25 protein-coding genes and 1 pseudogene are annotated in these 24,944 nt (G+C 65.5%); 12 read left to right on the forward strand and 14 right to left on the reverse strand.

Annotated elements, in window-relative coordinates; translation table 11 throughout:
- Nucleotides 1-202 precede the first annotated feature (202 nt).
- From H3H39_RS04240 to H3H39_RS04250, 3 genes are all read left to right on the forward strand, one after another.
- Complete coding sequence (locus H3H39_RS04240) at nucleotides 203-676, forward strand: universal stress protein (protein WP_182152071.1); 474 nt, start codon at nucleotides 203-205, stop codon at nucleotides 674-676.
- Between the two features lie 198 nt (nucleotides 677-874).
- On the forward strand, nucleotides 875-1,519 hold the full coding sequence (locus tag H3H39_RS04245; protein ID WP_182152072.1) for a response regulator: 645 nt from the start codon (nucleotides 875-877) through the stop codon (nucleotides 1,517-1,519).
- 387 nt (nucleotides 1,520-1,906) lie between these two features.
- Nucleotides 1,907-2,707 carry a Crp/Fnr family transcriptional regulator gene (locus H3H39_RS04250; protein WP_182152534.1) on the forward strand — a complete coding sequence of 267 codons (801 nt, stop codon included), beginning with the start codon at nucleotides 1,907-1,909 and terminating at the stop codon, nucleotides 2,705-2,707.
- Nucleotides 2,708-2,771: 64 nt separating this feature from the next.
- On the opposite strand, the gene H3H39_RS04255 is transcribed toward H3H39_RS04250, so the two are convergent.
- From H3H39_RS04255 to H3H39_RS04275, 5 genes are all read right to left on the reverse strand, one after another.
- Nucleotides 2,772-4,019, reverse strand: a complete 1,248-nt coding sequence (locus tag H3H39_RS04255; RefSeq protein ID WP_182152568.1) for a hypothetical protein — start codon at nucleotides 4,017-4,019, stop codon at nucleotides 2,772-2,774.
- Between the two features lie 10 nt (nucleotides 4,020-4,029).
- Complete coding sequence (locus H3H39_RS27595) at nucleotides 4,030-5,082, reverse strand: patatin-like phospholipase family protein (protein ID WP_220461433.1); 1,053 nt, start codon at nucleotides 5,080-5,082, stop codon at nucleotides 4,030-4,032.
- A gap of 90 nt (nucleotides 5,083-5,172) precedes the next feature.
- Nucleotides 5,173-5,538, reverse strand: coding sequence for a KGG domain-containing protein (locus H3H39_RS04265; RefSeq protein ID WP_182152073.1), 366 nt, complete (start codon nucleotides 5,536-5,538; stop codon nucleotides 5,173-5,175).
- Nucleotides 5,539-5,753: 215 nt separating this feature from the next.
- The gene (locus tag H3H39_RS04270) at nucleotides 5,754-6,530 is read right to left on the reverse strand and encodes a helicase-related protein (RefSeq protein ID WP_182152074.1); all 777 of its coding nucleotides are present in this window, start codon (nucleotides 6,528-6,530) and stop codon (nucleotides 5,754-5,756) included.
- Between the two features lie 159 nt (nucleotides 6,531-6,689).
- On the reverse strand, nucleotides 6,690-7,667 hold the full coding sequence (locus tag H3H39_RS04275; protein WP_182152075.1) for an aldo/keto reductase: 978 nt from the start codon (nucleotides 7,665-7,667) through the stop codon (nucleotides 6,690-6,692).
- A gap of 111 nt (nucleotides 7,668-7,778) precedes the next feature.
- Between H3H39_RS04275 and H3H39_RS04280 the strand changes: the two genes are divergently transcribed.
- Nucleotides 7,779-8,657 carry a LysR family transcriptional regulator gene (locus tag H3H39_RS04280; RefSeq protein ID WP_182152076.1) on the forward strand — a complete coding sequence of 293 codons (879 nt, stop codon included), beginning with the start codon at nucleotides 7,779-7,781 and terminating at the stop codon, nucleotides 8,655-8,657.
- Nucleotides 8,658-8,747: 90 nt separating this feature from the next.
- Here H3H39_RS04280 and H3H39_RS04285 read toward each other — a convergent pair whose 3' ends face one another.
- The 4 genes from H3H39_RS04285 to pal form a co-directional block, all read right to left on the reverse strand.
- A complete protein-coding gene (locus H3H39_RS04285; RefSeq protein WP_182152077.1) occupies nucleotides 8,748-9,221 on the reverse strand; it encodes a VOC family protein in 474 nt (157 codons plus the stop codon).
- 170 nt (nucleotides 9,222-9,391) lie between these two features.
- Nucleotides 9,392-10,705 carry an ATP-binding protein gene (locus tag H3H39_RS04290; protein ID WP_182152078.1) on the reverse strand — a complete coding sequence of 438 codons (1,314 nt, stop codon included), beginning with the start codon at nucleotides 10,703-10,705 and terminating at the stop codon, nucleotides 9,392-9,394.
- The gene (locus tag H3H39_RS04295) at nucleotides 10,702-11,364 is read right to left on the reverse strand and encodes a response regulator (protein ID WP_182152079.1); all 663 of its coding nucleotides are present in this window, start codon (nucleotides 11,362-11,364) and stop codon (nucleotides 10,702-10,704) included. Before H3H39_RS04295 ends, H3H39_RS04290 begins: the two co-directional genes overlap by 4 nt.
- Nucleotides 11,365-11,520: 156 nt before the next feature.
- Nucleotides 11,521-12,042 (reverse strand): peptidoglycan-associated lipoprotein Pal, encoded by a 522-nt coding sequence (gene pal, locus H3H39_RS04300; RefSeq protein WP_229217865.1) that lies wholly within the window; start codon nucleotides 12,040-12,042, stop codon nucleotides 11,521-11,523.
- 290 nt (nucleotides 12,043-12,332) lie between these two features.
- On the opposite strand from pal, the gene pstS reads away from it, so the two are divergent.
- Nucleotides 12,333-13,376: a phosphate ABC transporter substrate-binding protein PstS gene (pstS, locus tag H3H39_RS04305; RefSeq protein WP_182152080.1), complete on the forward strand. Its 1,044-nt coding sequence runs from the start codon at nucleotides 12,333-12,335 to the stop codon at nucleotides 13,374-13,376.
- Nucleotides 13,377-13,422: 46 nt separating this feature from the next.
- Here the strand turns inward: pstS and H3H39_RS04310 are convergent, their stop codons facing one another.
- Nucleotides 13,423-14,757: a sigma-54 interaction domain-containing protein gene (locus H3H39_RS04310; protein WP_182152081.1), complete on the reverse strand. Its 1,335-nt coding sequence runs from the start codon at nucleotides 14,755-14,757 to the stop codon at nucleotides 13,423-13,425.
- Between the two features lie 251 nt (nucleotides 14,758-15,008).
- Between H3H39_RS04310 and H3H39_RS04315 the strand changes: the two genes are divergently transcribed.
- From H3H39_RS04315 to H3H39_RS04325, 3 genes are read left to right on the forward strand one after another with little or no spacing between them, the layout of a single operon-like run.
- On the forward strand, nucleotides 15,009-15,893 hold the full coding sequence (locus tag H3H39_RS04315; protein WP_182152082.1) for an MBL fold metallo-hydrolase: 885 nt from the start codon (nucleotides 15,009-15,011) through the stop codon (nucleotides 15,891-15,893).
- 44 nt (nucleotides 15,894-15,937) lie between these two features.
- A complete protein-coding gene (locus H3H39_RS04320; RefSeq protein WP_182152083.1) occupies nucleotides 15,938-17,608 on the forward strand; it encodes a bifunctional protein tyrosine phosphatase family protein/NAD(P)/FAD-dependent oxidoreductase in 1,671 nt (556 codons plus the stop codon).
- 52 nt (nucleotides 17,609-17,660) lie between these two features.
- A complete protein-coding gene (locus H3H39_RS04325; protein ID WP_182152084.1) occupies nucleotides 17,661-18,458 on the forward strand; it encodes a sulfite exporter TauE/SafE family protein in 798 nt (265 codons plus the stop codon).
- Nucleotides 18,459-18,559: 101 nt separating this feature from the next.
- Here the strand turns inward: H3H39_RS04325 and speB are convergent, their stop codons facing one another.
- Nucleotides 18,560-19,540: an agmatinase gene (speB, locus tag H3H39_RS04330; protein WP_182152085.1), complete on the reverse strand. Its 981-nt coding sequence runs from the start codon at nucleotides 19,538-19,540 to the stop codon at nucleotides 18,560-18,562.
- A 127-nt stretch (nucleotides 19,541-19,667) separates the two neighbouring features.
- Here speB and H3H39_RS04335 point away from each other — a divergent pair, with 127 nt between their 5' ends.
- From H3H39_RS04335 to H3H39_RS04350, 4 genes are all read left to right on the forward strand, one after another.
- Nucleotides 19,668-20,546 (forward strand): LysR family transcriptional regulator, encoded by an 879-nt coding sequence (locus H3H39_RS04335; RefSeq protein WP_182152086.1) that lies wholly within the window; start codon nucleotides 19,668-19,670, stop codon nucleotides 20,544-20,546.
- Between the two features lie 192 nt (nucleotides 20,547-20,738).
- Nucleotides 20,739-21,947 (forward strand): MFS transporter, encoded by a 1,209-nt coding sequence (locus tag H3H39_RS04340; protein WP_182152087.1) that lies wholly within the window; start codon nucleotides 20,739-20,741, stop codon nucleotides 21,945-21,947.
- Between the two features lie 165 nt (nucleotides 21,948-22,112).
- Nucleotides 22,113-22,820 (forward strand): DUF4386 domain-containing protein, encoded by a 708-nt coding sequence (locus H3H39_RS04345; protein ID WP_182152088.1) that lies wholly within the window; start codon nucleotides 22,113-22,115, stop codon nucleotides 22,818-22,820.
- A gap of 114 nt (nucleotides 22,821-22,934) precedes the next feature.
- The gene (locus H3H39_RS04350; RefSeq protein ID WP_182152089.1) at nucleotides 22,935-23,924 is read left to right on the forward strand and encodes a hypothetical protein; all 990 of its coding nucleotides are present in this window, start codon (nucleotides 22,935-22,937) and stop codon (nucleotides 23,922-23,924) included.
- Nucleotides 23,925-24,219: 295 nt separating this feature from the next.
- Here H3H39_RS04350 and H3H39_RS04355 read toward each other — a convergent pair whose 3' ends face one another.
- The 3 genes and pseudogenes from H3H39_RS04355 to H3H39_RS28270 form a co-directional block, all read right to left on the reverse strand.
- Nucleotides 24,220-24,564, reverse strand: coding sequence for a helix-turn-helix domain-containing protein (locus H3H39_RS04355; protein ID WP_182152090.1), 345 nt, complete (start codon nucleotides 24,562-24,564; stop codon nucleotides 24,220-24,222).
- Complete coding sequence (locus H3H39_RS04360; RefSeq protein WP_311196851.1) at nucleotides 24,554-24,850, reverse strand: type II toxin-antitoxin system RelE/ParE family toxin; 297 nt, start codon at nucleotides 24,848-24,850, stop codon at nucleotides 24,554-24,556. Before H3H39_RS04360 ends, H3H39_RS04355 begins: the two co-directional genes overlap by 11 nt.
- A pseudogene (locus H3H39_RS28270) lies at nucleotides 24,822-24,938 on the reverse strand (type II toxin-antitoxin system RelE/ParE family toxin); the annotation flags it as partial. The pseudogene H3H39_RS28270 and the gene H3H39_RS04360, both read right to left, overlap by 29 nt.
- Nucleotides 24,939-24,944: the final 6 nt, after the last annotated feature.

Genomic DNA, 24,944 nt, shown 5'->3' on the forward strand with positions numbered 1-24,944 from the left:
CCGCAACCATAAAACAAGTGCCTTGGCGCAAAATATGCCCGCTTAGTCTTGCATTAACAGCAAGCCCCAGTGTGCTTATTGATACAGATCAAAACTTTCCGTGCTACCAATAATGTGAATCAGGATTACAATTAAACTGGCGCGCTGGGCAGTTGCCGTTTGCCGGTCGCGCCGCCGGCTTTGCGTCAAAAGGAGTACTGCCATGTACCGCAAAATCCTGATTACGACCGATGGTTCCACCGTGTCGAGTAAGACGGCGTGTGCCGGCGTCGACTTCGCCGAACAGATGGGGGCCGACATCCTGGCCTTGTTCGTGGCGCCGGAATACCAGTATCCGATTTACGTGGAGATCATCCCCCCCAGCTATCCCAGCGAGGAGGAATACCTGGCCGCCATGCAGCGCGCCGGCCAGCAGCATGTGCAACCGATCGTCGAGGCGGCCGCCCGGCGCGGCCTGCGCTGCCAGGGCATGACCGTGTTCGCGGAAAGCCCGGCGCTGAAGATCGTCGAGGTGGCCGCCCGCGAGGGTTGCGACCTGATCTTCATGGGTTCGCACGGCCGCAGCGGCTGGGGCCAGTTGTTGCTGGGCAGCGTCACCAACAAGGTACTGTCGCATTCGCGCATCCCGGTGCTGGTGCACCGCCTGATCAAGGAACCGGCACCCAGCCCGGCCTGAGCCAGCCGGGCGACGGCGGTGCCGGCCGGGGGATGACCGGGGTGCCGGCCGGGGGGATGACCGGGGTGGCAACATTAGGTAATAAGCATGCCCGACCCGGATTTGGGGTAGTATGGCCGGCGCGCCGCAAGCGCCAGGGCCCGCTTTTTCCCATTAAGAACAACAATACATGCCGACAGGCATAATCCAGACTGACCTATGATACGAATTGTCATCGCCGACGACCACACCATCATGCGCGAAGGCCTCAAGCGCATCCTCGACGGCGCACCGGACATCGACATCGTGGGCGAGGCGATCGACGGCTTCGAAGTACTCAACCATGTACGCCAGGGCGGCTTCGACTTGCTGCTGCTGGACCTGTCCATGCCCGGCCGCAGCGGCGTGGACCTGATCCGCCAGATCCGCAGCGAAGCGCCCAAGGTGGCGATCCTGATCCTCACCATGCATGAGGAGGAACAATACGCGGTGCGCGCCATCCGCGCCGGCGCCCAGGGTTATCTGACCAAGGAAAGCGCCGGCACCCAGCTGGTGGGCGCGATCCGCAAGGTGGCCTCGGGCCGGCCCTACATCAGCACCGAAGTGGCCGAGCAACTGGCGCTCAACATCATGATGCCCAACGAAAGCCTGCTGCACAAACAGTTGTCGGACCGCGAATTCGAAGTGTTCTCGTTGCTGGTGGCCGGCAAATCCATCACGGAAATCGCCAACAGCCTGCACCTGAGCGTGAAGACCGTCAGCACCCACAAGACCCGCATCATGCAGAAGATGGGCATGAACTCGCTGTCGGAAATGGTGCAATATGCCGTGGCGCACCGGCTGTTGTCCCCGTTCAAGACTTGAGCGAACCGCCCGGCGCCGCCCCGGCGGCCGGGCACATTAGGAAGACTCCTACATTCTCGCGCCACCTCCTACGCGCATATTCAGCACTTACCGATATTCATCCGCCCTCCCCGTTGGCATACTGAAATCACACGATTGTTTTGCTTCGCGGCCATTTCGATATTCGACCAGGCACAGTGCCAAGCGGAACAAGCCAGAACAAGAATCAGCCGGCTTCGGGCGCGCCTCATCCCTGCGCGCGTGGCAGACGGCATGGCGGCCGCACCATGCGCGCCGTTCTACCGACCGCCACTGAACCGACTCATATGCAACCAGGAGATGAATATGCTGTCCACGCAAGCGTCTGTAACCCGTCCGGCCTCCCCCGCGACCATCCCCCCGCCTTCCATGGAGGCGGGGCGACAACGCCAGGGGCGACTGTGGTCGAACTTGAAAGAAGTGTGCGATCTGCTCCACATTCCCGCCGCCTGCACCATCGCGAGCGAGGAATTGCTGTTCCAGCATGTGCAATTCAAGACGGGTCAACGCATCCACACCATCGGCCAGCCGTTCGATACGCTCTACATCGTCAATTCCGGTTTCCTGAAAACCGTGCTGATCGATGAGTTCGGCAACGAGCAGGTGCTGAGCTTCCCCATGAAAGGCGACATGCTGGGCGTGGACGGCATCCACACCCGCCATTACTCGTCGGAAGCGGTGGCGTTGTCGGATTGCGACCTGATCCTGCTGCCATTCAAGAAGCTGACAGCGCTGGGCCGCATCCACCTGGAACTGGAGAACATGATGTACGGCGTGATGAGCCGCGAACTGGTGCGCGAGCAAGCCATGATCGGCATGCTGGGCGCCCTCAGCGCCGAAGCGCGCGTGGCGCGCTTTCTCGTGTCGCTGGCCGAACGCTTCGCCCAGATGGGCTATTCGAGCAAGCTGTTCAACCTGCGCATGACGCGCCACGAAATCGGCAGCTACCTGGGCCTGACGCTGGAGACGGTCAGCCGCACGCTGTCGGCCTTCAACGAAATCGGCCTGATCAGCGTGGACCAGCGCACCATCGGCATCAAGGACGGCGAAGCGCTGAAGACGCTGCGCCGCCTGCCGCCCTCGCGCGCCCGCGCCCGCCAGCAAGCGACGGCCAAGAGCAAGGCCGGCGCCGCGCCGGCCGCACCGGCACAACTGGAAACCACCTTGTAACGAGCACCCTTGCTGCACCCAGCTTGGCCCGGCTCGCGCCGGGCCTTTTTTATGGACGCCGGCTTTATGCGACAGCGGTAGGACGGGACAGCAGCAGCGCCAGCCGGCCGATCCGGTGCCGCAGCACGGCGCCGCCTGCGTCCCGCACGGCGACCCGTTCGGCCGCCGCCGCCAAGGCCCCGCGCGCGATCTGGCAGCCGAGCGTGCGGTAGCTTTCGAACTGGTCCTCGTCGAACCACTGGTCGGCCGTCGATTGGTGGGGAAACTCGGGATGGGTCTTGCTGTAGTTGAGCACGTCCGCGTTCTCGCAGCCCGTGATGGCCGGTTTGATGTACAGCAACACCCCATCCTGGCCCCGGCCGTCGGCGGCCCGGTACTGAATGTGGCCCGTCACGCAGCTGGCGCCCAGCGCCCCGCCGCCCGCTTGTGGCAACATACGGCGCGCGTCGAGCACGATCGGCACGTGCAAGTCCATATAGCACTTGCGGATCGCGTTACCCAAGTCCTCGAACATGAATTTCCCGTCGCAACTGGCGTCCACCGCCACCACCAGCCGGCAACGCCGCCGCACCAGTTCGTACAAGCCCAGGTTCTCGAAATGGCCGCCGTCGGACAGGTACAGGAAATCGGCGTTGCTGTCCGTCAAACCGAACAGCTCGGCCAGGATGCTGAACAGGCCGATGCGCGGCGACGAACGCTGCCAGTCCAGCTCCTTGATGGGATTGGGCGACCAGCGCCCCAGCCGCAAATTAAACAGCGTCATGAGAAAGGTCAGCGGCGGCGACGAGTGGTAACCCATATTGGGACTGGCGGCCGCGCCCGACACGGCCACCGCCATGCCCAGCTTGACGATGGCGTCGTCGTCGCGGAACACGGACGGGCGCGACGCGTAATCGGCGCTGGGCCGGTAGCAGCCGCGGTGGGCGCCCGGTGTGAGCCGGTCGGGCGACGGCATGGCCGGCATGTCGTAGCCGCAGTAGGCTGGCGACATGCAGAACGCGGCCGCCTTGCGCGCCTGCCACGCCAGTTCCTGGCCGCTGACCATGTTGAGCGCCGCGTTGATCAGGTGGTAGGGCCGTTGCAACGGCGCCGGCGCGGCCGGGTCGGCCTTGCGCAGCAGCGTGTGCAGCGCCGGATCGTCGGCCGGGTCGAAGCCGGTGAACGGATGGGGACGGCGGTGCGGATTGCTGGCGCCAAAATAAGCGCGCACCAGCCGCATGCGGTACATCATGTAGAGCGAGAATTTGTTGATGTCGACCCGCCAGCCCAGCACCAGCGCCACGATACCGAAAGTGGCCAGCAGCGCCAGCACATGGGCCTGGTCAGCGCCGATGGTGGCCGCGAAATACGCATCGTAATACGCCCACAGCGGCGCGCTGGCGGCCCGCCAGGCTTGCCCGTGGCGCTGCCGCTGCTGGACTTGAGGCCGACCAGCGTGACGCCAGGCTGCCCAGCAAGGCCGACACCATCAGCGGCAGGCAGATACAGATCAGCACATCGCTCTGGTCCTGCGGCAGCCAGCTGCCCGGCGGCGGCCGGCCCCGGCGCGAGATACTGAGCGCCATGAAGTACACGGCCAGCAGGAACAGGCCGACGGCAAACGGCGCCGTATAGCGGCCCGGCACCACCATCTCGTGCGCCACCACGGCCGTGAGCAGGCGCGGCAGCAAGAACAGGGCCGCCAGCCACGCCGTCAGCAGGCCCAGGTTGAGCAAGGTGTTGCGGGCGTAGGTGCAGATCAGGGTCCAGGTGTCGGCGCTGAACATGCCGCTGGCCGGCGTCAGGTAATGGCTGTACTGGCGCAGGAACTGCACCGGGATCGGCTCGCTGCGCGGTGCGCCGCATCCTGCCCCGCCCACCCCACCGGCGTCGCCGTCCGGCGCCAGCGCCCGCTCCACGGCCGTCACCTCGCCGCCCAACTCCTTGATCCAGCGCGACAGCCAGCCGCCGATATAGCCGCCGCCCGACACGGTGGACAGATAGTCGAAATCGCGCAACAGGCGCAGTTCCGCCAAGGTCTGCAACACGCCCAGGTTGAAGGTGGCGCTGCGGATGCCGCCGCCGGAGAATGCCAGCCCGGCCAGCTTATGGCGCTGGGCGCGGCGGTAGACGTCGGACAACCGGGCCGGGCGTGCGCCACCGAGGTCGCCATCGAGCGCATCGAGCTCGAACTGGAACACTTCGCTGAACACGGTGCCGGCGCGCGCGTTCAGGCGTGGCCAGGGATCGTCCGTGCGCTGCAGGTTTTCGTCCTTGCGAAAACGGTCCAGCGCCAGCGCGAAATCGGCGCTGGCGCCATAGCCCAGGCTATCGAGCTTGCGGATCAGGTTCTGCCGCAGCTCATCGGGCGCGGCGGCGGGGGCTTCGGGTGGCATGGCGAGAAGAAAGGCAAAAAAGGAATCCACAAGCACGCTTGCGGATTCCTTTTTTTTCACGGGGCCGGGCTGGCCGGCTGGTTAATCGGGTCAGGTCTTGCTGCTGCCGCCGCTACGGCCGCCGCTGCGTTCGCTAGGCTCTTTTTCGTCACGCGATGCGCCCTGGCTGCCGCTGCTGCCGCTGGAGCCGCTGCGCGAGCTGCCCGTGCTGCTGCTGCTCTGCTTGCTGCCCTGGTCATTCTTGTGGCTCATGCTGCCGGCCCGGCGCGCCTCTTCCGAAGTGAATTCGTGCGCCGTGCCTTTCTCATGGGCTGCCCGCCCGCCTTCGCTGGCGATTTCACGTTGCTGATCCGGGTCCATCGAAGCGAAACCACGCTTGCTGGTATCGCCGCTTTGTTTGCTGCCGCCCTGACTGCCTTGTTTGCTGCCGGGGTTGTCCTGGTTTGAGGTGGCCATAATCTTCTCCTGATGTAATGCACCCTTTCAGATGGGTGAAAATCCAACCTCCTCACGGCAACCGGGCCTGCGCTGTGACTGGCTGGCCCGGCGGCCGGTAAGAGGAGCATTCATGGTAGTGCAAGGCCCTGCTGGGGGGCATAGGACATGCTCAAGTGTGAATGTAGGAGAAGTCTGGCGGCCGGTATCGGGCCACTGGCGAGCATCAATTAGCCTCAGCGCGCTTGCACGAACTCGGCCATGAAGGTTTTGCTGCTGTCCTCGTGGAAATCGATGACGATACGCTCGCCGGCCACCGTCAGCAGGGCGGCCAGGTCCAGCGGCGGGCGCGGCGGCATCAGCGCCTGCCCCGCGCCGCCGCAATGGTCGCACTGGCCGCAGCTATCCCAGCCGTCGGCATCCGCGCCCAGGCCTGCCAGCAGCAGGCGCCAGCGGCAGGCGCCCCCTTGCAGATAAGCAGCCAGCGGTGCGGTGGCGCCACAGCCGCTGTGGGGTGGCGCCAGCAGCGTGCACTGGGCCGGCAGGCCGTCGCGGCCGGCCCGGCACGATTCGCGGTAATAGGCTGGCAGGCTGGCGGGCAGGCGCAGGTGGATCACGAAGCGGATATCGTGGCGGTCCATGCCGCCGCCAAAGGCGGGAGTGGCCACCATCACGCGCCGCGCGCCCTGGCGGAACTGGCGCAGCCGCAAACGGCGTGTGGCCGGCGGCAACTTGCCGTGGTAGGTGCAGGCGCTGTCGCCGGCGTCGCGCAACTGGCGGCACAGGCGTTCGGCCGTCTCCATGCTGTCGACATGGATGATGCCGGCGCCCGGCGTGTCGTGCGCCATGCGCAGCGCCGCCAGATAACGCGCCTCCGGGCCCGCGAAACGCAGCACGCGGAAGCGCAAGTTGGGCCGGTACAGGCCGGCGTCGAGCACTGCCGCTCCCGCCCCCGCTCCCGCTGCCGCCACCAGCCCGCCAGGCGCGCCGGCGCCCGTCTTTCTGCTCTCCATACGCCCCCCCGATGTGTGATCCACGACCGACGACGCCCTGCATGGGGCGCAGTTCAGCAGACAGGGTAAACGGCTCGCTTGTGACACGCTATCGGAAGACGCCCCGGCGTGGGATCAGATCATCACCGGGGGCCGTTAGGAATGCGCCGTATGGCGAACTCAGGCGTCCAGGCCCGCCATGCCGGCCTCGCTGTAGCGCGCGCCGCTGGCCATGCCCGGCGGCAGCACGGCGCCGATACGGGCGCAATCGTCCGCGCTCAGACGCACCGCCAGCGCCCCCAGGTTGTCGTGCAGATAGGCGATGCGCTTGGTGCCGGGAATGGGCACGATGTGCTCGCCCTGCGCCAGCAGCCAGGCCAACGCCAGCTGGGCCGGGGTGCAGCCCTTGTCGGCCGCGAGCGCCCGCACGCACGCCACGATGCGCTGGTTGCTGCCCAGATGCTCGTCGGCGAAACGGGGATTGAAGCTGCGGCAATCGGCGCTGTCGCGCGTGGCGGCATACGCCCCCGTCAAAAAACCCCGGCCCAGCGGGCTGTAGGCGCAGAACGCCGCCCCCACTTCACGGCAAGCGTCCAGCACGCCCTGCTCCGGCTCGCGCGTCCACAGCGAATACTCGCTCTGCACGGCCGCCACCGGATGCAGGGCAGCCGCGCGGCGCAAGGTGGCGGCCGACACTTCGGACAGGCCGATGGCGCCGATCTTGCCTTCGCGCACCAGCCCGGCCAGCGCGCCCATCGATTCCTCCAGCGGCGTCTGCGCCAGGTTCAGGCGGTGCAGATAGTACAGGTCGATGCGCTCCACGCCCAGCCGAGAGAGCGAGGCTTCGCACGCCTGGCGGATGTAGGCGGCCGAATTGTCGATCCGGCGCGCATATTCACCCGGCGCGCGCACCAGGCCGCACTTGGTGGCCACGTGCACCCGCCCCTGCTTGCCGCGCAGGAAGCGCCCCAGCAACTGCTCGTTGTGGCCGGCGCCATAGCAGTCGGCCGTGTCATACAGGGTGACGCCAGCCCCATAGGCCGATTCCAGCGTGGCCAGCGATTGGGCGTCGTCCGTGGCGCCGTAGAACTCGGACATGCCCATGCAGCCCAGGCCCAGCGCCGATACCGTCATGTCACCGATCTTACGTTGTTGCATGCTGTTCTCCTCCAGTGGTTGATGCAGGCCAGTCTAGCCACCGGTACGCGCTGGAGGAATGTCCAAAAACGTGATACCTTTTTGGTATCAGGACAGTGATGAGAAGAAGCCATGAGAAAACTCGACAGCCACGCCTTGCAAGTGTTCGTCGCCGTCGCCACCTGCCTGAACTTCCGCCAGGCGGCCGAGCAATTGCACATGACCCAGCCGCCGCTGAGCCGCGCCATCCGCCAGCTGGAAACCCGGCTGGCCACGCAACTGTTCGAGCGCGACACCCAGCACGTTGCCCTCACCCCGGCCGGGCGTCAGTTGCTGCCCATGGCCCAGCAGATCCTGGCCATGCTGGACGCGGCCGAACTGGCCATGCGCGACCATCCCGCCCCCGCGCGCGTGCGGCTGGGGCTGACGTCATCGGTGGAAGCGGACCTGTTCCGTCCGTTCACGCAAGCCATGGCGGCCACCTTGGGCGGGTCGCCGGAGCCCGTGTTCGCCACCTCGCCGCAACTGGTGGCCAGCGTGCGCGCCGGCCGGCTGGACGCGGCCGTGATCGCGCTGCCCACGGCCACCGGCGAACTGGCCGTGCAGACGCTGGGCCGGCAGCCGCTGCTGGCCGCCCTGGCCAGCCGCCATCCACTGGCGCGGCGCCGCACGCTGACACTGGCCGACCTGGCCAGCGAGTCCGTCTACTGGTTCGAGCGGGCCCGCCAGCCCGCCTTCTTCGACCACTGCCACGCCGTGTTCAAGCGCCACCAGTTCGCGCCCGCGTTCGTGCGCGAACCGCACGACCACCATGTGCTGCTCAGCGACGTGGCGGCCGGCAAGGGCATCGCCCTGCTGCCCGCGTCGTTCGCGGCCTTGCGCCGCCGCGGCGTGGCTTACCGCAAGCTGGCCGAAGGCGAGGAACTGGCGGCCAGCCTGGGCCTGGTGACGGCGCCCGGCCACCCGGCCGCCGCCGCCCTGGCCGACCTGGCGCGGCGCACGCTGGCCTGAGGGCCGGCCCCAGCGGCCCGGCACGGGTGGCGCAACACCAGCAAGCGACGGGGAGACGTTGGAGCAGAGAAAATTCCTCCGGCGCTACGCTCAGGACGCGCGCGGCGGCATGCTGGCCATGCCTTCCCGGATCTGCTCCGGCGTCAGGTCGCGCTGGTGGGTGGCGACCGACCAGTGATGGCCAAAGGGGTCGACCAGCATGCCGTAACGGTCGCCCCAGAACATGTCGGCCACGGGCATTTTTGCCGTGGCGCCGGCCGCCACCGCCTGGTTGAATGTGGCATCGACGTCGTTGACGTACAGGTGAATGGTGACGGGCGAGCCTTTGAGCGCCAGGGGGCCGAAGCCGCCGCAGTCCGGGAACGCATCGTTCAACATGAGGGTCGAGTCGCCGATGCGCAACATGGCGTGCATGATCTTGCCATCGGGGCCGGGCAAGCGGCTCAGTTCCACGGCATTAAATGCCTTCTTGTAGAACTCGATGGCATTGGCCGCCCCCTCGCAGATGATATGGGGGGTGATGGTGTGCATTCCCTCGGGAATGGGACGTACTGGTGCAGTCATGGTGTTCTCCTTGATAGTCAGTGTTGGGGAGCAGAACGATCCGGATACTGGTTCAGGCACGCGCCGGAAGATTCGTACTTTACCCCCATGACGGGCGAGCACCCTTCAAATCGACATATTTTTTTGATATTCTTTTTGCCGGCTAATTTTGCCCAGGACAAGACACCCGATCAAGCGCCGGCGATGGGATCGGGGAACAACACTTTCACCACCAGCCCGCCGTGCGCGGAATTGCGCAATTCCAGCGCCGCGCCCAAGTGGGTCACCACGGCCTGCACGATGGCCAGTCCCAGGCCGCTGCCGTTCTCGCCCGTGCCGGGTACGCGGTAGAAACGGTCCGTCACGCGCGCCAGGTCCGCCGGCGGGATGCCGGGGCCGGAATCGGCGATGGTCAGCACACCCTGCCTGCCGCGCCGTTCCACGCCGATGGTGACGGCGCCGTGCGGCGGCGTATAGCGCACCGCGTTATCGAGCAGGTTGCGCAGCAGGATCATCAGGCTGTCGGCATCGGCCCGCACCGTCACCGGCGAGGCATCGAGGAAGCTCAGCTCCACCCCTTTGCCACTGGCGAACGGCGCCACTTCGGCGATGGCCGCGCTGGCGTATTGCACCAGGTCGACGCTGGCGTCGCCCGCGTTGGCCTGGCGCAGCGCATCCTGGCGGGCCAGCCCCAACAACTGTTCCACCATGCGGCTGCTGCGTGCGATAGCGCCGCCCAGCGCGGCCAGCGACGCCTTGCGCCCCTCCTCCGGCTGGCTGCGGCCCAGCATCTGGATCTGCACCTGCAGCACCGTCAGCGGCGAGCGCAGTTCATGGGCCGCGTCGGCCACGAACTGGCGCTGCGAAGCGATGGCATCGCGCACCTTGCGCAGCAATTCGTTGATGGCCTCGATCAGCGGCATGATCTCGCGCGGCGCCTGCGAGCAATCGACCTGCTCCAGCGCGTTGGCGTCGCGCTGGGCGAGCTGCTGCCGCACGGCCGCCAGCGGACGCAGCGCCACCGACACGATCCACCACATGGCGCCCAGCAGCACCACCGCCATCAGCAGGATGGGCCACAAGGTGTTGAGGGCCAGTGTGATGGCCTCCTGGCGGCGGGCCGACATTTTCTGCGCCACCTGCACCAGCCCCCCCTCGAAGGCGGCCGCGTAGATGCGCCACTCGCCGTTGGCCATGGTGACGGTGGAATAACCGAGCGCGGCCCGGCGCGGCAGTTCACGGTGCTCGCGCTGCTGGTAGACGGTCATCTCGTCATGCCGCCAGCGCTGGATCACCAGGTCGTATTGGAGCGGATATTCGCGGTAGGCTTCCGGCACCTGGCCCTGCATCTGGCCCAGCGTGCGGGCGATGCGCAGCAACTGGGCATCGAACAGGCGGTTGGTCTGCGCCATCGAGGCGCTGAAGGTGGCGGCGAACTGGATGCCGCTGACGGCCACGATCAGCACGCCCAGCAACAGCAGCAGGCGGCTGCGGATGCCGTTCATGTGCTTTTTGGGACCATGTAACCGAGGCCGCGCACGTTGATGATGGACGCCGGCCCCAGCTTGCGGCGCAGGCTGTGGATGTGCACTTCCACCACGTTGCTGTCGACGTCGGCCACGCTGCCGTACAGCGCCAGCTCGATCTTGGTGCGCGAATAAATCATGCCGGGCCGCGCCACCAGCAAATCAAGGATGGCCCACTCCTTGGCCGACAGCGCCACGGCCTGGCCGTCCAGCGTGGCCAGGCGCGCGTCCGTATCCAGCGCCAGCGTGTTGTGCTGGTAGGCCAGTTGCTGGCGTCCGCGCGCGCGCCGCACCAGCGCCCGCACGCGGGCCAGCAGTTCATCGCAATCGAAGGGTTTGACGAGGTAATCGTCGGCGCCCGCGTTCAAGCCCTGCACGCGGTCGGCGATGGTGTCGCGCGCCGTCAGGATCAGCACCGGCACGTCGTGGCGCGCCGCGCGCAGGCCCTGCAGCACGTCCAGGCCGTCGCGGCTGGGCAGCGACAGGTCGAGCAGCACGGCGTCGTAGGCGCCGCTGTCGAGCAGTTGTTCCGCACCGGCGCCGTCGCGCCGCCATTCGACCTGGATCTCCCCGCTTACGAGCGCCTGGCGCACGCTATCGCCGATCAGGGCATCGTCTTCAATCAACAGCACTTGCATGGCCGGCCGGGCTCCTTCAAAAAAAACCGGGTCCACGCCGTTCCCGGCACGCTGGCGCGGCTGGGGGCGGGAACCCGGCGGTCTGGCATGGAAGCCGGTGCGGACACCGGCCTCACACCGCGCGCGCCGGCTGGCGGCCTGCGCGCGGCCGCGCCATCAAGGATACACGATGTCGGCGCGGCGGTTCTGCGACCAGGCCGCTTCGTTGTGACCGTCGGCCTTGGGCTTTTCCTTGCCGAAGCTGACCGCTTCGACCTGGGCTTCCCTGGCGCCCTGCACGACCAGCACTTTCTTGACGGCTTCGGCGCGTTTCTGGCCCAGGGCCAGGTTGTATTCGGCGCTGCCGCGTTCGTCGGAATTGCCTTCCACGCGCACCTTGATGTCGGCTGCCGTGGACAGGAACTTGCCGTGCGCGGTCAGGGCCGTGTTGTACACCGGCTTGACGGTGTAGTTATCGAAGTCGAACAACACGCTGCGTTGCTGGTACAGGATGTTGCTGGGATCCTTGTACGGCGGCAGCACAGGCGCTGGCGCGACCACGGCGGCCACCGGCTTGGCCGGCGCCGGCTGCGCGGCGACAGGAGCGGCTGGCGCGGCTGGCGGTGGCGTGGTGGCGCATGCGCCGAGCAATGCGGCGGCAGCGGCGCAGGTCAGGATATTTTTCATGGGAGTGGTCATCTAATTTTGCTTGGTTTGGATGTCGTCTGATACGCCTCAAAGCATGCTTGGCCTTGTGAGCTTGTTGTGCCGCCGGCGTCCTGCAGCCCGAATCGCGGCCATACCACGGCGCCGCCATTATGCCCAGCCCAACTTAACTCCCACTTAATTTTCTTGCTGCACGGCACATTTTTTCCGCGCGGCTTGTATTTTTTTCAGCACCCGCGGCGGCACCGGGGAATTGTCATGCCATGGTCACAATCGATGCCTAGAATTCGGCGCTTTCCACCCCGTTCCGTAGAGGACTTACCATGCACATCAACACCGTACTGAAGACCATGACCGCCATCATCGGCGCGACCGTTGCCCTGTCCTCCGCCTCGGCCGCCGACATGACCGGCGCCGGCTCGACCTTCGCCTACCCGATCGCCGCCAAATGGGCCGAAGCCTACAAGCAGGTCAGCGGCAATGGCTTGAACTACCAGTCCATCGGTTCGGGCGCCGGCATCAAGCAGATCAAGGCCAAGACGGTCGACTTTGGTGCCTCCGACATGCCGCTGTCGGCCGAGGAACTGGACAAGGAAGGCTTGATCCAGTTCCCCGTCATCATGGGTGGCGTGGTGGCCGTGGTCAACCTGGAAGGCGTGGCGCCAGGCCAGCTGAAACTGAACGGCCATGTGCTGGCCAATATCTACCTGGGCAAGATCACCAAGTGGAATGACAGCCAGATCGCTGCCCTGAACGCGGGCGTCAAGCTGCCGGCCGATGACATCACCGTGGTGCACCGCGCCGACGGTTCCGGCACCTCCTTCCTGTTCACCGACTACCTGTCCAAGGTCGACGCTGAATTCAAGTCCACCGTGGGCGCCGGCACGGCCGTCAAGTGGCCAGTGGGCGTGGGTGGTAAGGGCAACGAAGGCGTGGCCGCCAACGTGCAGCGCATCAAGGGTTCGATCGGCTACGTGGAATTCGCCTACGCCAAGAAGAACAAGATGGGCTACACCCAGCTCAAGAACAAGGACGGCCAGTTCGTGCAGCCGACCGATGACGCCTTCAAGGCCGCCGCTTCCGGCGCCGACTGGGCCAAGACCCCAGGCTTCGCCGTGGTGGTGACCGACCAGCCAGGCAAGGCCGCGTGGCCGATCACGGGTGCCACCTTCGTGCTGATGCACAAGACCCAGGCCGACGCCGCCAAGGGCAAGGAAGTGCTGAAGTTTATCGACTGGGCCTACAAGAACGGCGCCGGCATGGCCACCGAACTCGATTACATCCCGATGCCGGCACCGGTCGTAACGCTGATCGAAGGCGCGTGGAAAATGCAGATCAAGGACAGCGCCGCCAAAGCCATCTGGTAAGCGGTTTTTTTGACATGACGCCAGCGGGGGCTGGCCTGGGCGCGGCTCAGGCCAGCCCCTGTGCTTTCAGGCGCCGATAAAGCGTACGCTCGCTCAGGCCCAGGTGGGCCGCCAGTTCGGCGCGGGTGCCGCGAAAGGCCGCCACGGCACGCGCGAAATCGGCCGCACCGTCGCCGTCGGCGCGCGCCGCCACGCCATGGGCCGCCGGCTCCGCCTCATCCCAGTGCGGCAAATGGGCTGCCCGTATCTTGCCGTCGTCCGCGAACAGGCGCGCCCGTTCCAGCACGTTGCGCAGCTCGCGGATATTGCCCGGCCAATCGTGGCGCTGCAGCGCTTCCAGCGCGTCCGCTTCGATCGTCAAACGGGGCTGGCCGGGTAAGGCGCGCTGCAGGAACGACTGCAGCAGCAGTGGAATATCGTCGCGCCGCTCGCGCAGCGCCGGCAGCCGGATCGGGAACGCGCTGATGCGGTAGTACAGGTCGGGACGGAACAGCCCTTGCGCCATCATCTGCCGCAGCGGCTTGTGGGTGGCCGCCACCAGCCGGAAATTGGCGTGCTGGGTGTCGATGCCGCCCACCCGCCGATAAGTGCCCGACTCGATCAGCCGCAACAGCTTGACCTGCATGGCCAGCGGCACATCGCCTATCTCATCGAGGAACAGGGTGCCGCCCTGCGCCGTTGCCACCAGCCCCTGCTTGAGCGCCGTGGCGCCCGTGAACGCCCCCTTCTCATGGCCGAACAATTCACTCTCGAACAGCGTCTCCGTCAAGCCCGAACAATCGACCACCACGAACGGTCCGCTGGCGCGCTCGCTGGCCTCGTGCACGGCGCGCGCGAACAACTCCTTGCCGGTCCCCGATTCACCCAACAACAGCACCGGCAGCATGGACGGCGCCACCCGCTGCAACGCGGCCAGCGCCCCGTTGAAGGCGGCCGAGCGCCCCACCAGCCCGGCGCCGCTGGGACGGGCCGAGGCGCTGCGCACCAGCGTCAAACGCTCCACGTAGGCGGCGATCTCGCCGTGCGCGTCGAGGATGGGGCGTAGCTCCACCTCCACGTGTTCCGGCCCGCGCGGCGTGTGGTGAATGTGCAGCACCCGGTCCGGCCCGCGCGACAGGCGGGCCTGGCGCATGGGGCAATGCTCGCCCGCCTGGTCGCACGGCACTTCGTAATGATGCGAGATACGGAAGCACTTCTGGCCGAGATAGGGCTTGTCCACGCTGCCGAACTGGCGCTGGTAGGCGATGTTGGCGGCCAGGATGTTGTAGTCGGGATCGAGCACGATCATCGGCTGGGCCTCGTGCTGCAGGAACGACACCAGGGCCTGGACCTGGGGCACGTTGGGCAGATTGTCGGCGGCGATCGGGATGATGGGATGCATGGCGGCTCCGGGGAATGGCGCTACTGTGCCATAGATCAGTGAACTCTGCCATATTACTGCCACAAACTGCCATCGACAGCCAAAACACTGCCATACAGGCCAGCAACGCCGCCCCGGCCAGCGTCTCCCGGCACCACCACGCGCCGATTTCCTTGATTTTAATCAATCACTTACGGAGAGCGAATGCTACCAATAAACGTCTGGCATGCAATTTGCGCTCAGTTCGCTATCATTTCCCAAGGAGAACGGCCATGTCCACCACCGCCCAGCTGCAAGTCGAAGGCTTTTTCGACCCCGCCACCTCGACTGTCAGCTACCTGCTGCTCGATGGCGCCAGCAAGCAGTGCGCACTGGTCGACAGCGTGCTCGATTACGACCACAAGTCCGGCCGCACCTCCACCCACACGGCCGACCGCCTGATCGAACGGGTGCGCGAACTGGGCGCGAGCGTGCAGTGGATACTGGAGACGCATGTGCACGCCGACCACCTGTCAGCCGCGCCTTACCTGCAACAGCAACTGGGCGGCCGGATCGGCATCGGTAAATTGGTGACGACGGTGCAGCAAGTGTTCGGCAAACTGTTCAACGCCGGCGCCGACCTGTGCCGCGACGGCAGCCAGTTCGACCACCTGTTCGCCGATGGCGATACGTTTGACGTGGGCGGCCTGCAATGCCGCGCCCTGCACACGCCCGGCCACACGCCGGCCTGCATGAGCTACGTGGTGACGGACGGCCGCCAGACGGGCGTGTTCGTGGGCGACACCCTGTTCATGCCCGACTACGGCACGGCGCGCTGCGATTTCCCCGGCGGCGACGCGCGCACCCTGTACCACTCGATCAACCGCTTGCTCAGCATGCCGGCCGACACGCTGCTCTACATGTGCCACGACTACAAGCCGGGTGGACGCGAAGTGCAGTTCATCAGCACCGTGGCCGACCAGCGCGAACTGAATATCCACGTACGCAACGGCATCAGCGAGGAAGAATTCGTGGCCATGCGCAGCGCGCGCGACGCCACGCTGGACATGCCGGCGCTGCTGCTGCCGTCGGTGCAGGTCAATATGCGCGCCGGCCACTTCCCCGATCCGGAAGACAACGGCGTGCGCTACCTGAAGATACCTCTCAACGCACTATGATGCGCGCCATGCCTGCACGCCACGACCAACACGGAGACACCTAGATGACCTTACAGCAGCTGGCGCCCGGCCTCGCCGTCGCGCCCCAGATCCAGCCCGCCGACGTGGCGCAACTGGCGCGCGATGGCTACCGCACCATCATCTGCAACCGCCCCGACGGCGAGGCCGGCGACCAGCCCGTGTTCGCCCAGATTGCCCAGGCGGCGCGCGAACACGGCATCGAAACCCATTATCTGCCGGTCGAATCGGGCAAGGTCAGCGACGAACAGGCGGCCGCCTTCGGCCAGTTGCTGGCCACCGTGCCCAAGCCGGCGCTGGCCTACTGCCGCACGGGCATGCGCTCGACCACCATGTGGGCGCTGTCGCAATCGGGCAGCCAGCCCCTGCCCCAGTTGCTGGCCGCCGCCGCAGCCGCCGGCTATGATTTGAAAGGCGTGGTGCGCCGCATCGCCAACCACGGCCGCACCCCGGTCGAAGTGGCGGAGGCCGAACACGCCGTGGTCATCATCGGCGGCGGCGCGGCCGGTATCGCCACCGCCGCCAGCCTGCTGGCGCGCGCGCCGGAGCTGGATGTGGCCATCATCGATCCGGCCGACGTACATTACTACCAGCCCGGCTGGACCCTGGTGGGCGCCGGCGTGTTCGACGCGGCCACCACGGCCCGCACCATGGCCGCCACCATTCCGCGCGGCGTACACTGGATCAAGGCCGCCGTGGCCGCGTTCGAGCCGGAACGCAACGCCGTGATCCTGGACGGCTGCCGCGTGGTGCGCTACCAGCACCTGGTGGTATGCCCAGGCCTGAAACTGAACTGGCAAGGGGTGGATGGCCTGGCCGACACGCTGGGCCGCAATGGCGTCACGTCCAACTACCTGTACCACCTGGCGCCCTACACCTGGCAGCAGATCCAGTTGCTGCGCGGCGGCCGCGCCCTGTTCACGCAGCCGCCCATGCCCATCAAATGCGCCGGCGCGCCGCAAAAGGCGATGTACCTGGCGGCCGACTACTGGCGCCGGCAAGGCCGGCTGGACAACATCAACATCGACTTCTGCAACGCCGGCGCGGCCCTGTTCGGCGTGCCCGACTACGTACCGGCGCTGATGGAATACGTGCACCAGTACGACATCCACCTGCGCCTGGGCGAAACGCTGACGGCCGTCGATGGCCCCGCGCGGCGCGCCACCTTCACCCGCGTGCGTGCCGACGGCGGCAAGGAAGTGATCGCGCGCGATTTCGACATGCTGCACGCGGTGCCGCCGCAGATCGCGCCCGACTTCGTGCGCGTGAGTCCGCTGGCCGACGCCGCCGGCTGGGTCGAAGTCGATCCCGGCACGCTGCGCCACAAGCGCTATCCCAATGTGTACGGCCTGGGCGACGCCTCCAGCACCACCAACGCCAAGACGGCCGCCGCCGCCCGCAAGCAGGCGCCCGTGGTGGCGCACAACCTGCTGCATGCAATGGGCAAGGAAACCGGCATCGCCCAGTACGACGGCTACGGTTCCTGCCCGCTGACGGTGGAACGGGGCAAGATCGTGCTGGCCGAATTCACATACGGTGGCAAGCTGGCGCCCAGCTTCCCGCGCTGGCTGATCGACGGCACCCGTCCCTCGCGCCTGGCGTGGCTGCTCAAGGAACGCATCATGCCGCCGCTGTACTGGAAAGGCATGCTGAAGGGCCGCGAATGGCTGGCCACGCCGGAGTTGACCGACCGATGAACGCGCACTTCCCACACTCATCCCCATGCCTGCGTGGCCGCGCGGAGGGCACATGCTGACTATCTTGCTGCTTGGTCTGGGCATCGGCATCATCCTGGCGCTGACGGGTGCCGGTGGCGGCATCCTGGCCGTGCCGGCGCTCGTGTTCGGCGCCCATTTAAGCATGGCGCAGGCCGGCCCCGTGGGTTTGCTTGCCGTGGGCCTGGCCGCCGCGCTGGGCGCCGTATTGGGACTGAAGGCGGGCACGGTGCGCTACCGCGCCGCCACGCTGATGGCCGGCGCCGGCATCGTGTGCGCACCGGCCGGCCTGTGGCTGGCGCAGCGCAGTCCGAACCGCCCGCTCAGCGTGGCCTTCGCCCTGGTCCTGCTGTACGTGGCGTGGCGCGGCTACCGCCGCACGCTGCCTTCGGCCGCGGCGCCCGAACAGCATATGCTGCCGCCGTCCTGCCGCACTGATACCGCGGGTGGTCGCCTGATCTGGACCGCCCCCTGCACTCGCGCGCTGACGATGACGGGCATGGTGGCCGGCACCCTGTCCGGCCTGCTGGGCGTGGGCGGCGGCTTCGTGATGGTGCCGGCCCTGCAGCGCTACACGGATTTACGGATGCAGTCGGTGGTGGCCACCTCGCTGGCCGTGATCGCGCTGGTGTCGATTTCGGGCGTGACGGCCAGCGCGCTGGCCGGCCACCTGCAATGGGCCGTGGCCCTGCCGTTTTCCGCCGGCGCCATCATCGGCATGCTGGGCGGACGGGCGCTGGCCGAACGCTTGGCCGGCCCCATGCTGCAACGGGGTTTCGCGCTGCTGTCAGCCGCCGTGGCGCTGGCCATGATCGCCAAGGCGGCGGGTTAAGTTATTCGCCCGCGCCGCGCCTTGGCGAAGCACGCGCCCGCCGCGCCCTTGGCGAAGCGCGCGCCCGCCGTGCCGTTGGCGAGGCACGCGTCCGCCACGCTTCATGCGCCGCTGGCCGCCCCCTTCCCCGCCACTTTCTGATTGCGCAGCACGCACAGCATGTCCGCCGCCAGGTGCGCGGCGGCCAGCGCCGTGATCTCGCTGTGATCGAATGGCGGCGCCACTTCCACCACATCCATCCCCACCAGGTTGAGCGGCCCCATGGCGCGCACCAGCGCCAGCGCCTGGGCCGACGTCAGGCCACCGGGCACCGGCGTGCCCGTGCCGGGCGCATAGGCCGGATCGAGGCAATCGATATCGAACGTCAGATAAGCCGGACGCGCGCCGACGATGGACAGGATGCGCTCCATGGTGGCGGCCGTGCCGTTGGCATGCACCCACGGCGCGTCGATCACGTTAAAGCCCAGGAAGTCCTCGTTCCAGGTACGGATGCCCACCTGCACCGAGGTGGCGGGATCGATCAGCCCTTCCTTGACGGCCTTGTAGAACATGGTGCCGTGGTTGAGTGAATCGGGATTGTCATCGGCCCAGGTGTCGCAGTGGGCGTCAAAGTGGATCAGCGACAGTGGCTTGCCGTATTTTTCCGCATGGGCCTTCAGCAGCGGATAGGTGATGAAGTGGTCGCCGCCAAAGGTCAGCATCTTGGCGCCGCTGGCCAGGATGGTGCGGGCATGTTCGACGATGGTGGGCGCGATGGTCAGCGGATTGTGCGCGTCGAACCAGCAGTCGCCATAATCGATCACAGCCAGCTCCCCGAACGGATCGAAGCCCCACGGGAACGGCATCAACTCCGCCAGTTGCACACTGGCGGCCCGCACGGCGGCCGGTCCCAGGCGCGCGCCGGGGCGGAAGGTGGTGGACAAATCGAGCGGTATGCCGGAGATGGCCACATCGACCCCGGTGAGGTCGCGGCTGTAATTGCGGCGCATGAAACTGAGCACGCCCGCGTAAGTGTTTTCTGGATTGCTGCCGTACAGCGACTGGCGGCGGATCGCGCCGTCGCCCTTGATTTCCGCGCTCATGAGATTCCTGATATGAATGGTTGAAATGAATGGTGCTGCGGTACTTCTCTGACATCCATTCTGCAAGGGATACGGCGCCATGTAAAATGAACGATATCGTTCAACTCATTAGTTTTTTTCATAGCTCATGGAAAAGCGCCTGCCCCCGCTGCAAAGCCTGCTGGCCTTCGAAGCCACCGCCCGCCTGGGCAGTTTCACCAAAGCCGCACAGGAACTGGCGCTGACCCAGTCCGCCATCAGCCACCAGATCCAGCACCTCGAGCAGTGGGTGGGCCAAGCCCTGTTCAGCCGGCTGGGACGGGGCGTGAAGCTGACGGCGGCCGGCGAGTTATTCAGCCAGACAGTGGCCAGCGCGCTCAACACCCTGCGCGACGGGCGCGAACGGATCGAACCGTATCGCAATCCCGACTCCGTGCTGCTGGCATGCGGCGCCGACTTCGCCGGCGGCTGGCTGATGCCGCGCCTGCGTCAACTACGCGCACGTTACCCGCGCATGGAAGTGTGGCTGATCACGCAGGACGAGTTGCGCGAGATCGACCGCATCGACGTGGACCTGATCATCTCCACGCAGGAATTGCGGGGCGGACAAATGAGTTCCGTGCCGTTGCTGGACGATCATGCGCTGGCCGTGTGCGGTGCGGGCAGCGCCTCGCACCTGCTGCCGCTGCCCTTCCCCGACGTGCTGGCGGCGGCGCCGCTGATCATCGACGAACATTATCCGGAATGGGCGCCATGGCTGGCCGCGCAGGACATGGCGACCACGCGCGCCATCACCATCGACGCCGCGCGCTTGCGGCTGGACGCGGCGCAGGAGGAGCTGGGCATCGCCATGGTCCCGCGCCTGCAGGCGGACGCCGCGCTGCGGCGCGGCCTGGTGCACGCGCTGCCGCAAATCCCCACAGTGGCGCTGCCGCGCCTGTGGCTGACCCGCTCCACGCTCGCCCCGCGCACGCCGGCCGTGCAACTGGCATTCGACTGGCTGTGCGAGGTCAGCGCCAGCACCTAAAGCCAGCCCCCGCAATCCCCCAGGGTCAGTGCCAACATTCGTGCACGAGCCCGGCAGTTAAACGCCCATTGTCGAATCCGTGTACGATTGTTGGCACTGCCCCCGCCCTCCAATTCCTTCACGGTGAGTGATGCCAACCGCAATCGATGCGCCATTACGCGTGAATACATTCGCATGCCGGCGGGAACGCCGATGATCAAGCGCCTGCTGCTGCCCGCCGGGGCCAGCGCCTCCGCCCTGCCACTGCTGCAGGGCCGGGCGTTGCGCGCGTTCGCCGACGGCTATGTCGCCGTGCTGTTGCCCGCCTACCTGATCGCATTGGGATTGAACACCTGGACGGTGGGCCTGCTCGCCACCGCCACCCTGCTCGGCTCCGCCCTGGCCACGCTGGCCATCGGCGCCTGGGGCCATCGCGTCCACCACGGCCGCCTGCTGCTGGGCGCCGCCATGCTGATGGCCGCCACCGGCTTCGCGTTCGCGGCCAGTTCCACCTTCGGGCCGCTGCTGCTGGTGGCCTTTGTCGGCACGCTCAATCCCAGCGCGGGCGATGTGAGCCTGTTCCTGCCGCTGGAACACGCCCGCATCGCGGAGGCGGCCGATGGGGAGCAACGCACGGCACTGTTCGCCCGTTACAGCCTGCTGGGTTCCCTGCTGTCCGCGTTTGGCGCGCTGGCCGCCGCGCTGCCGGGCCAGATCACGGCATGGAGCGGGCTATCCACGCTGGCCGCGTTGCGCTGCATGTTCGTGCTCTATGGCCTGATCGGCTGCGCGGTCTGGCTGCTGTACCGCAAGCTGCCCAAGCCACATGAGGAGGCACGCAAGGCGCCGGCGCCACTGGGGCCATCGCGCGGCATCGTGATCCGCCTGGCGATGCTGTTCTCGGTCGACTCGTTCGCCGGCGGGCTGGTGGTCAACGCGCTGCTGGCCTACTGGCTGTTCCAGCGCTTCGATCTCTCGCTCGCGACGGCCGGACAATTCTTCTTCTGGTCCGGTTTATGCTCGGCCGCGTCCCAACTGGCCGCGCCGCAGCTGGCCCGGCGCATCGGGCTGCTCAACACCATGGTATTCACCCACATTCCCGCCAGTGTGTGCCTGATCGCGGCCGCGTTCACGCCCAGCCTGGGCGTCGCGCTGGGATTGCTGATCGTGCGCTCGCTGCTGTCGCAAATGGATGTGCCGGCGCGCAGCGCCTTCGTCATGGCGGTCGTCACGCCGGAAGAGCGGGCGGCGGCGGCCAGCTACACGCTGGTGCCCAAGAGCCTGGCCTCGGCCGCCGCGCCCAGCGTCGGTGGCGCCCTGTTCGCCGCCGGCCTGCTGGCCGCGCCGCTGGTGGCTTGCGGGGTGCTGAAAATCGCCTACGACCTGGCCATCTGGCGCAGCTTTCGACAGCACCGGCATTGACGCCGAACCGGCGCCCCAGCCTCCTACAAAAATTTATTGATTTGATATCAGATTTTGATTGCGCGCCTTTCACATGTCAGATATTCTTTACACGTGAAATCAATAAGCGAACATGTAAATGGCGATCACCTTCGGGCCGCCACCAACAATTCAAAGGAGACACGCATGAACACGATACACAAGCACACCCGTATCGCAGGCCTGATCTATCTGCTGGTGATCCTGATCGCCCCTTTGCGCCTGGTCTACATCCCCGGCAAGCTGTTCGTCGACGGTGACGCAGTGGCCACCATCAACAACATCGCCACCCATGAAATGCTGTTCCGTTTCGGCCTGGTGGGCGACCTGGTGACGGCCGCCGTCAGCCTGGTGCTCACTTACACCTTGTACCGGCTGTTCAAGAGCGTCGACCGCAACGCCGCCTTGCTGATGCTGATGCTGGGCTTCATGGACACGCCACTGTACTTCTTCAACGCGCTGAACGACATGGCCGTACTGGTGCTGGCCCACGGCGCCGACTTCCTGTCCGGCTTCGACACGGCCCAGCGCGACGGCCTTGCCATGCTGTTCCTGCGCATGCACAGCCTGATGACTTATGCGTCGGAGATCTTCTGGGGCCTGTGGCTGTTCCCTCTGGCGCTGCTGGTGTACCGCAGCGGCTATATTCCGCGCCTTGTGGCCGCGTGGCTTGCCATCAACGGCGTCGCCTACCTGGCGCTCAGCTTCACCGGTTTGCTGCTGCCGCAGTACAACGACGCGGTCGCCAACTTCGCCTTCCCCTGCCAGTTGGGCGAAGTGGCGTTCATGCTGTGGATACTGGTCATGGGCGCGCGGCCACGGGTGGTGGCCATGCCCAGCGCGCGGGCCGCGTAAGGTGCATTTGTTTGCAAGCCACACATCACCATTTTCCAGCTCAGGCAAATTGATTTTTGCACAACAGCATGGCAGTATCAAAAAATCAATATCGACCATTTATGGGGAGCCTGGATGCGCTTGTTGTCGAAATTTATATTTCTGGGCATGGCCTGTTCGCCATTGATATGCCATGCCGGATGGTTTTCAACATCTTGCGCGGAATTGAAGAAGGACCTGGTCCTTGAGCCTAACCTGCGCCAGGATTATCGCGACCCCGCCCCAGAAAACCCAATTGACGTCGTCGCATCTCTGACCATGGTTGATGGGACAGCGTATGGGCGCCTGACCGCTCCATACAAGAAACCATTGGTAGAGGTTGCATACATTGAATCGGACGTTAAGTCATGCCGATTTTCAGCAGGCATGATTACCCGACTTGAACGGAAAAGCCCGAAGTCGTTTGAGGTTACTCTAACGAATGGCAAGACGTTTACTGCATCGCTCTACCGTTGGCGAGGGCTTCCAGCGACTCCATTTAGTTCGGATGGTGGGGTGATGCTCGATAAGGATAACAATTTCGCCGAGGTGCGTTTCGCCAATTGGTTTGACAGCGTCCAACTGCTGACAATGAAGCACGAACCCGCGACGGACGCGGATGAGGAGCAATGGCAAAAAGCAAAGAGAATAGAGCAAGTGGAGGCTGCTGGGCGGGCAAAAGTTCGACAGGAAGCGCTTGCGAGAGAAGAGGCCAGAAAGGCTGAAGCTGCCAGAGCGGAGCAGGAGCGCTTGCGCCGTGAATCTGAAAGGAAGTTGGCTTTGCTGCCTTTGATAAAAACGGTCGGACAGAAAGTTTGTCTGACTGCGGATGGCACCGAGGATGTGTACCTTGGATTTGTCGCGATGGGGCAGCCCCAATATCGGACGGAGCAACGTCAATTTGTCTTGTCTGGTGTGACAGAGAACTCGGCGGGTAATCGCATCCTGGTGCGCATCGGCGCTATCATGTCATTTAGACAAGCAGGTGGGGCGGCGAAGTATTGGACGGAGCTGAAAGGTGACCCTACCTATCAAGTCAATCAGGCTTCGTGGGATGAGGCCGAGAAATGGATGCCTTGCCAGTAGCAATGGGATGGACTCCTCCTCATGTTGCACAGAATCCACCATCGCTCAAACTAAGTCAACTTAACTCAACAATAACGCTACCAAAATATTGATCAACCGCCCCGTTGGCTTGGTTAAATTCCCCAACTTTGGCCAGGTCAAAATCTCCCGGGCAGGACAAAGTGGATTGTAGTCCGTGTTCCCGCCATGGGCCCAATCAGTCCTGCTTGACGTCGGCGAATGTCAAGCACGTCAGCCGTGAAGTCAGCTCGACCACTATTTATTTGGTGCACTGAAAGTGCAGGGAGTCTGATCCTTATCTTGCGTCAGCCACCATCAACGCCGCCACGCCCTTCCGCTCCAACAATTGCAGTAACTTGGCAGCGGCCCCGCTGGGCCGCTTGCCAGATTTGGCCGACTCCCACTTCTGCACGGTCGATACGCTGACATTCAGCAGCGATGCAAACACCGACTGACTCATCTTCGCCTGCCCGGTCCGTATCGCTATCACTCGCTCAGGCGTATATGCCGGCGGTATCTCGCACATACCCCTGATCGCCACCATGTCCGACTTCGACAACAAGCCGTGCTGACTCAGGTCAAGCGCCGTTTGCAGCAGTTCATGCAACACCCGCTGCTTTTCGTTATCCCTACTCTTCATGACAAATCTCCTTGAGCGCCCCGGTGACCACCATGCGCTCCAGCATCACCACATCCACTCGCTCAAGCCCCTTGGCAACACTTTTCGCGACGGCCACTTCCGTCTCCGAAAAGTCGGTTCCGGACGCGCTCTTCTCGCGTCCCACCAGAAAAAAGACAGCATGGACACTCTTCTTCGCCACCAGCGTCCGAATTGATGCCCGTTTTCCCCGACCAAACGTGGCGATTCGCTTTTTTGCACAATCCGCCGCCAATATCTGCCTCGTATAGTCCGGCTTCAATCTCACGCGCCGCCAAACACAATGCGGCGTCGTTCACGGTCTTCTTCGCCCAACGGTCGAAAGTCTTCGTTTTGAACACGCGCTTGAATGGCACGGATGA

The sequence above is a fragment of the Rugamonas apoptosis genome, from assembly GCF_014042355.1.
Classification (GTDB): domain Bacteria; phylum Pseudomonadota; class Gammaproteobacteria; order Burkholderiales; family Burkholderiaceae_D; genus Rugamonas; species Rugamonas apoptosis.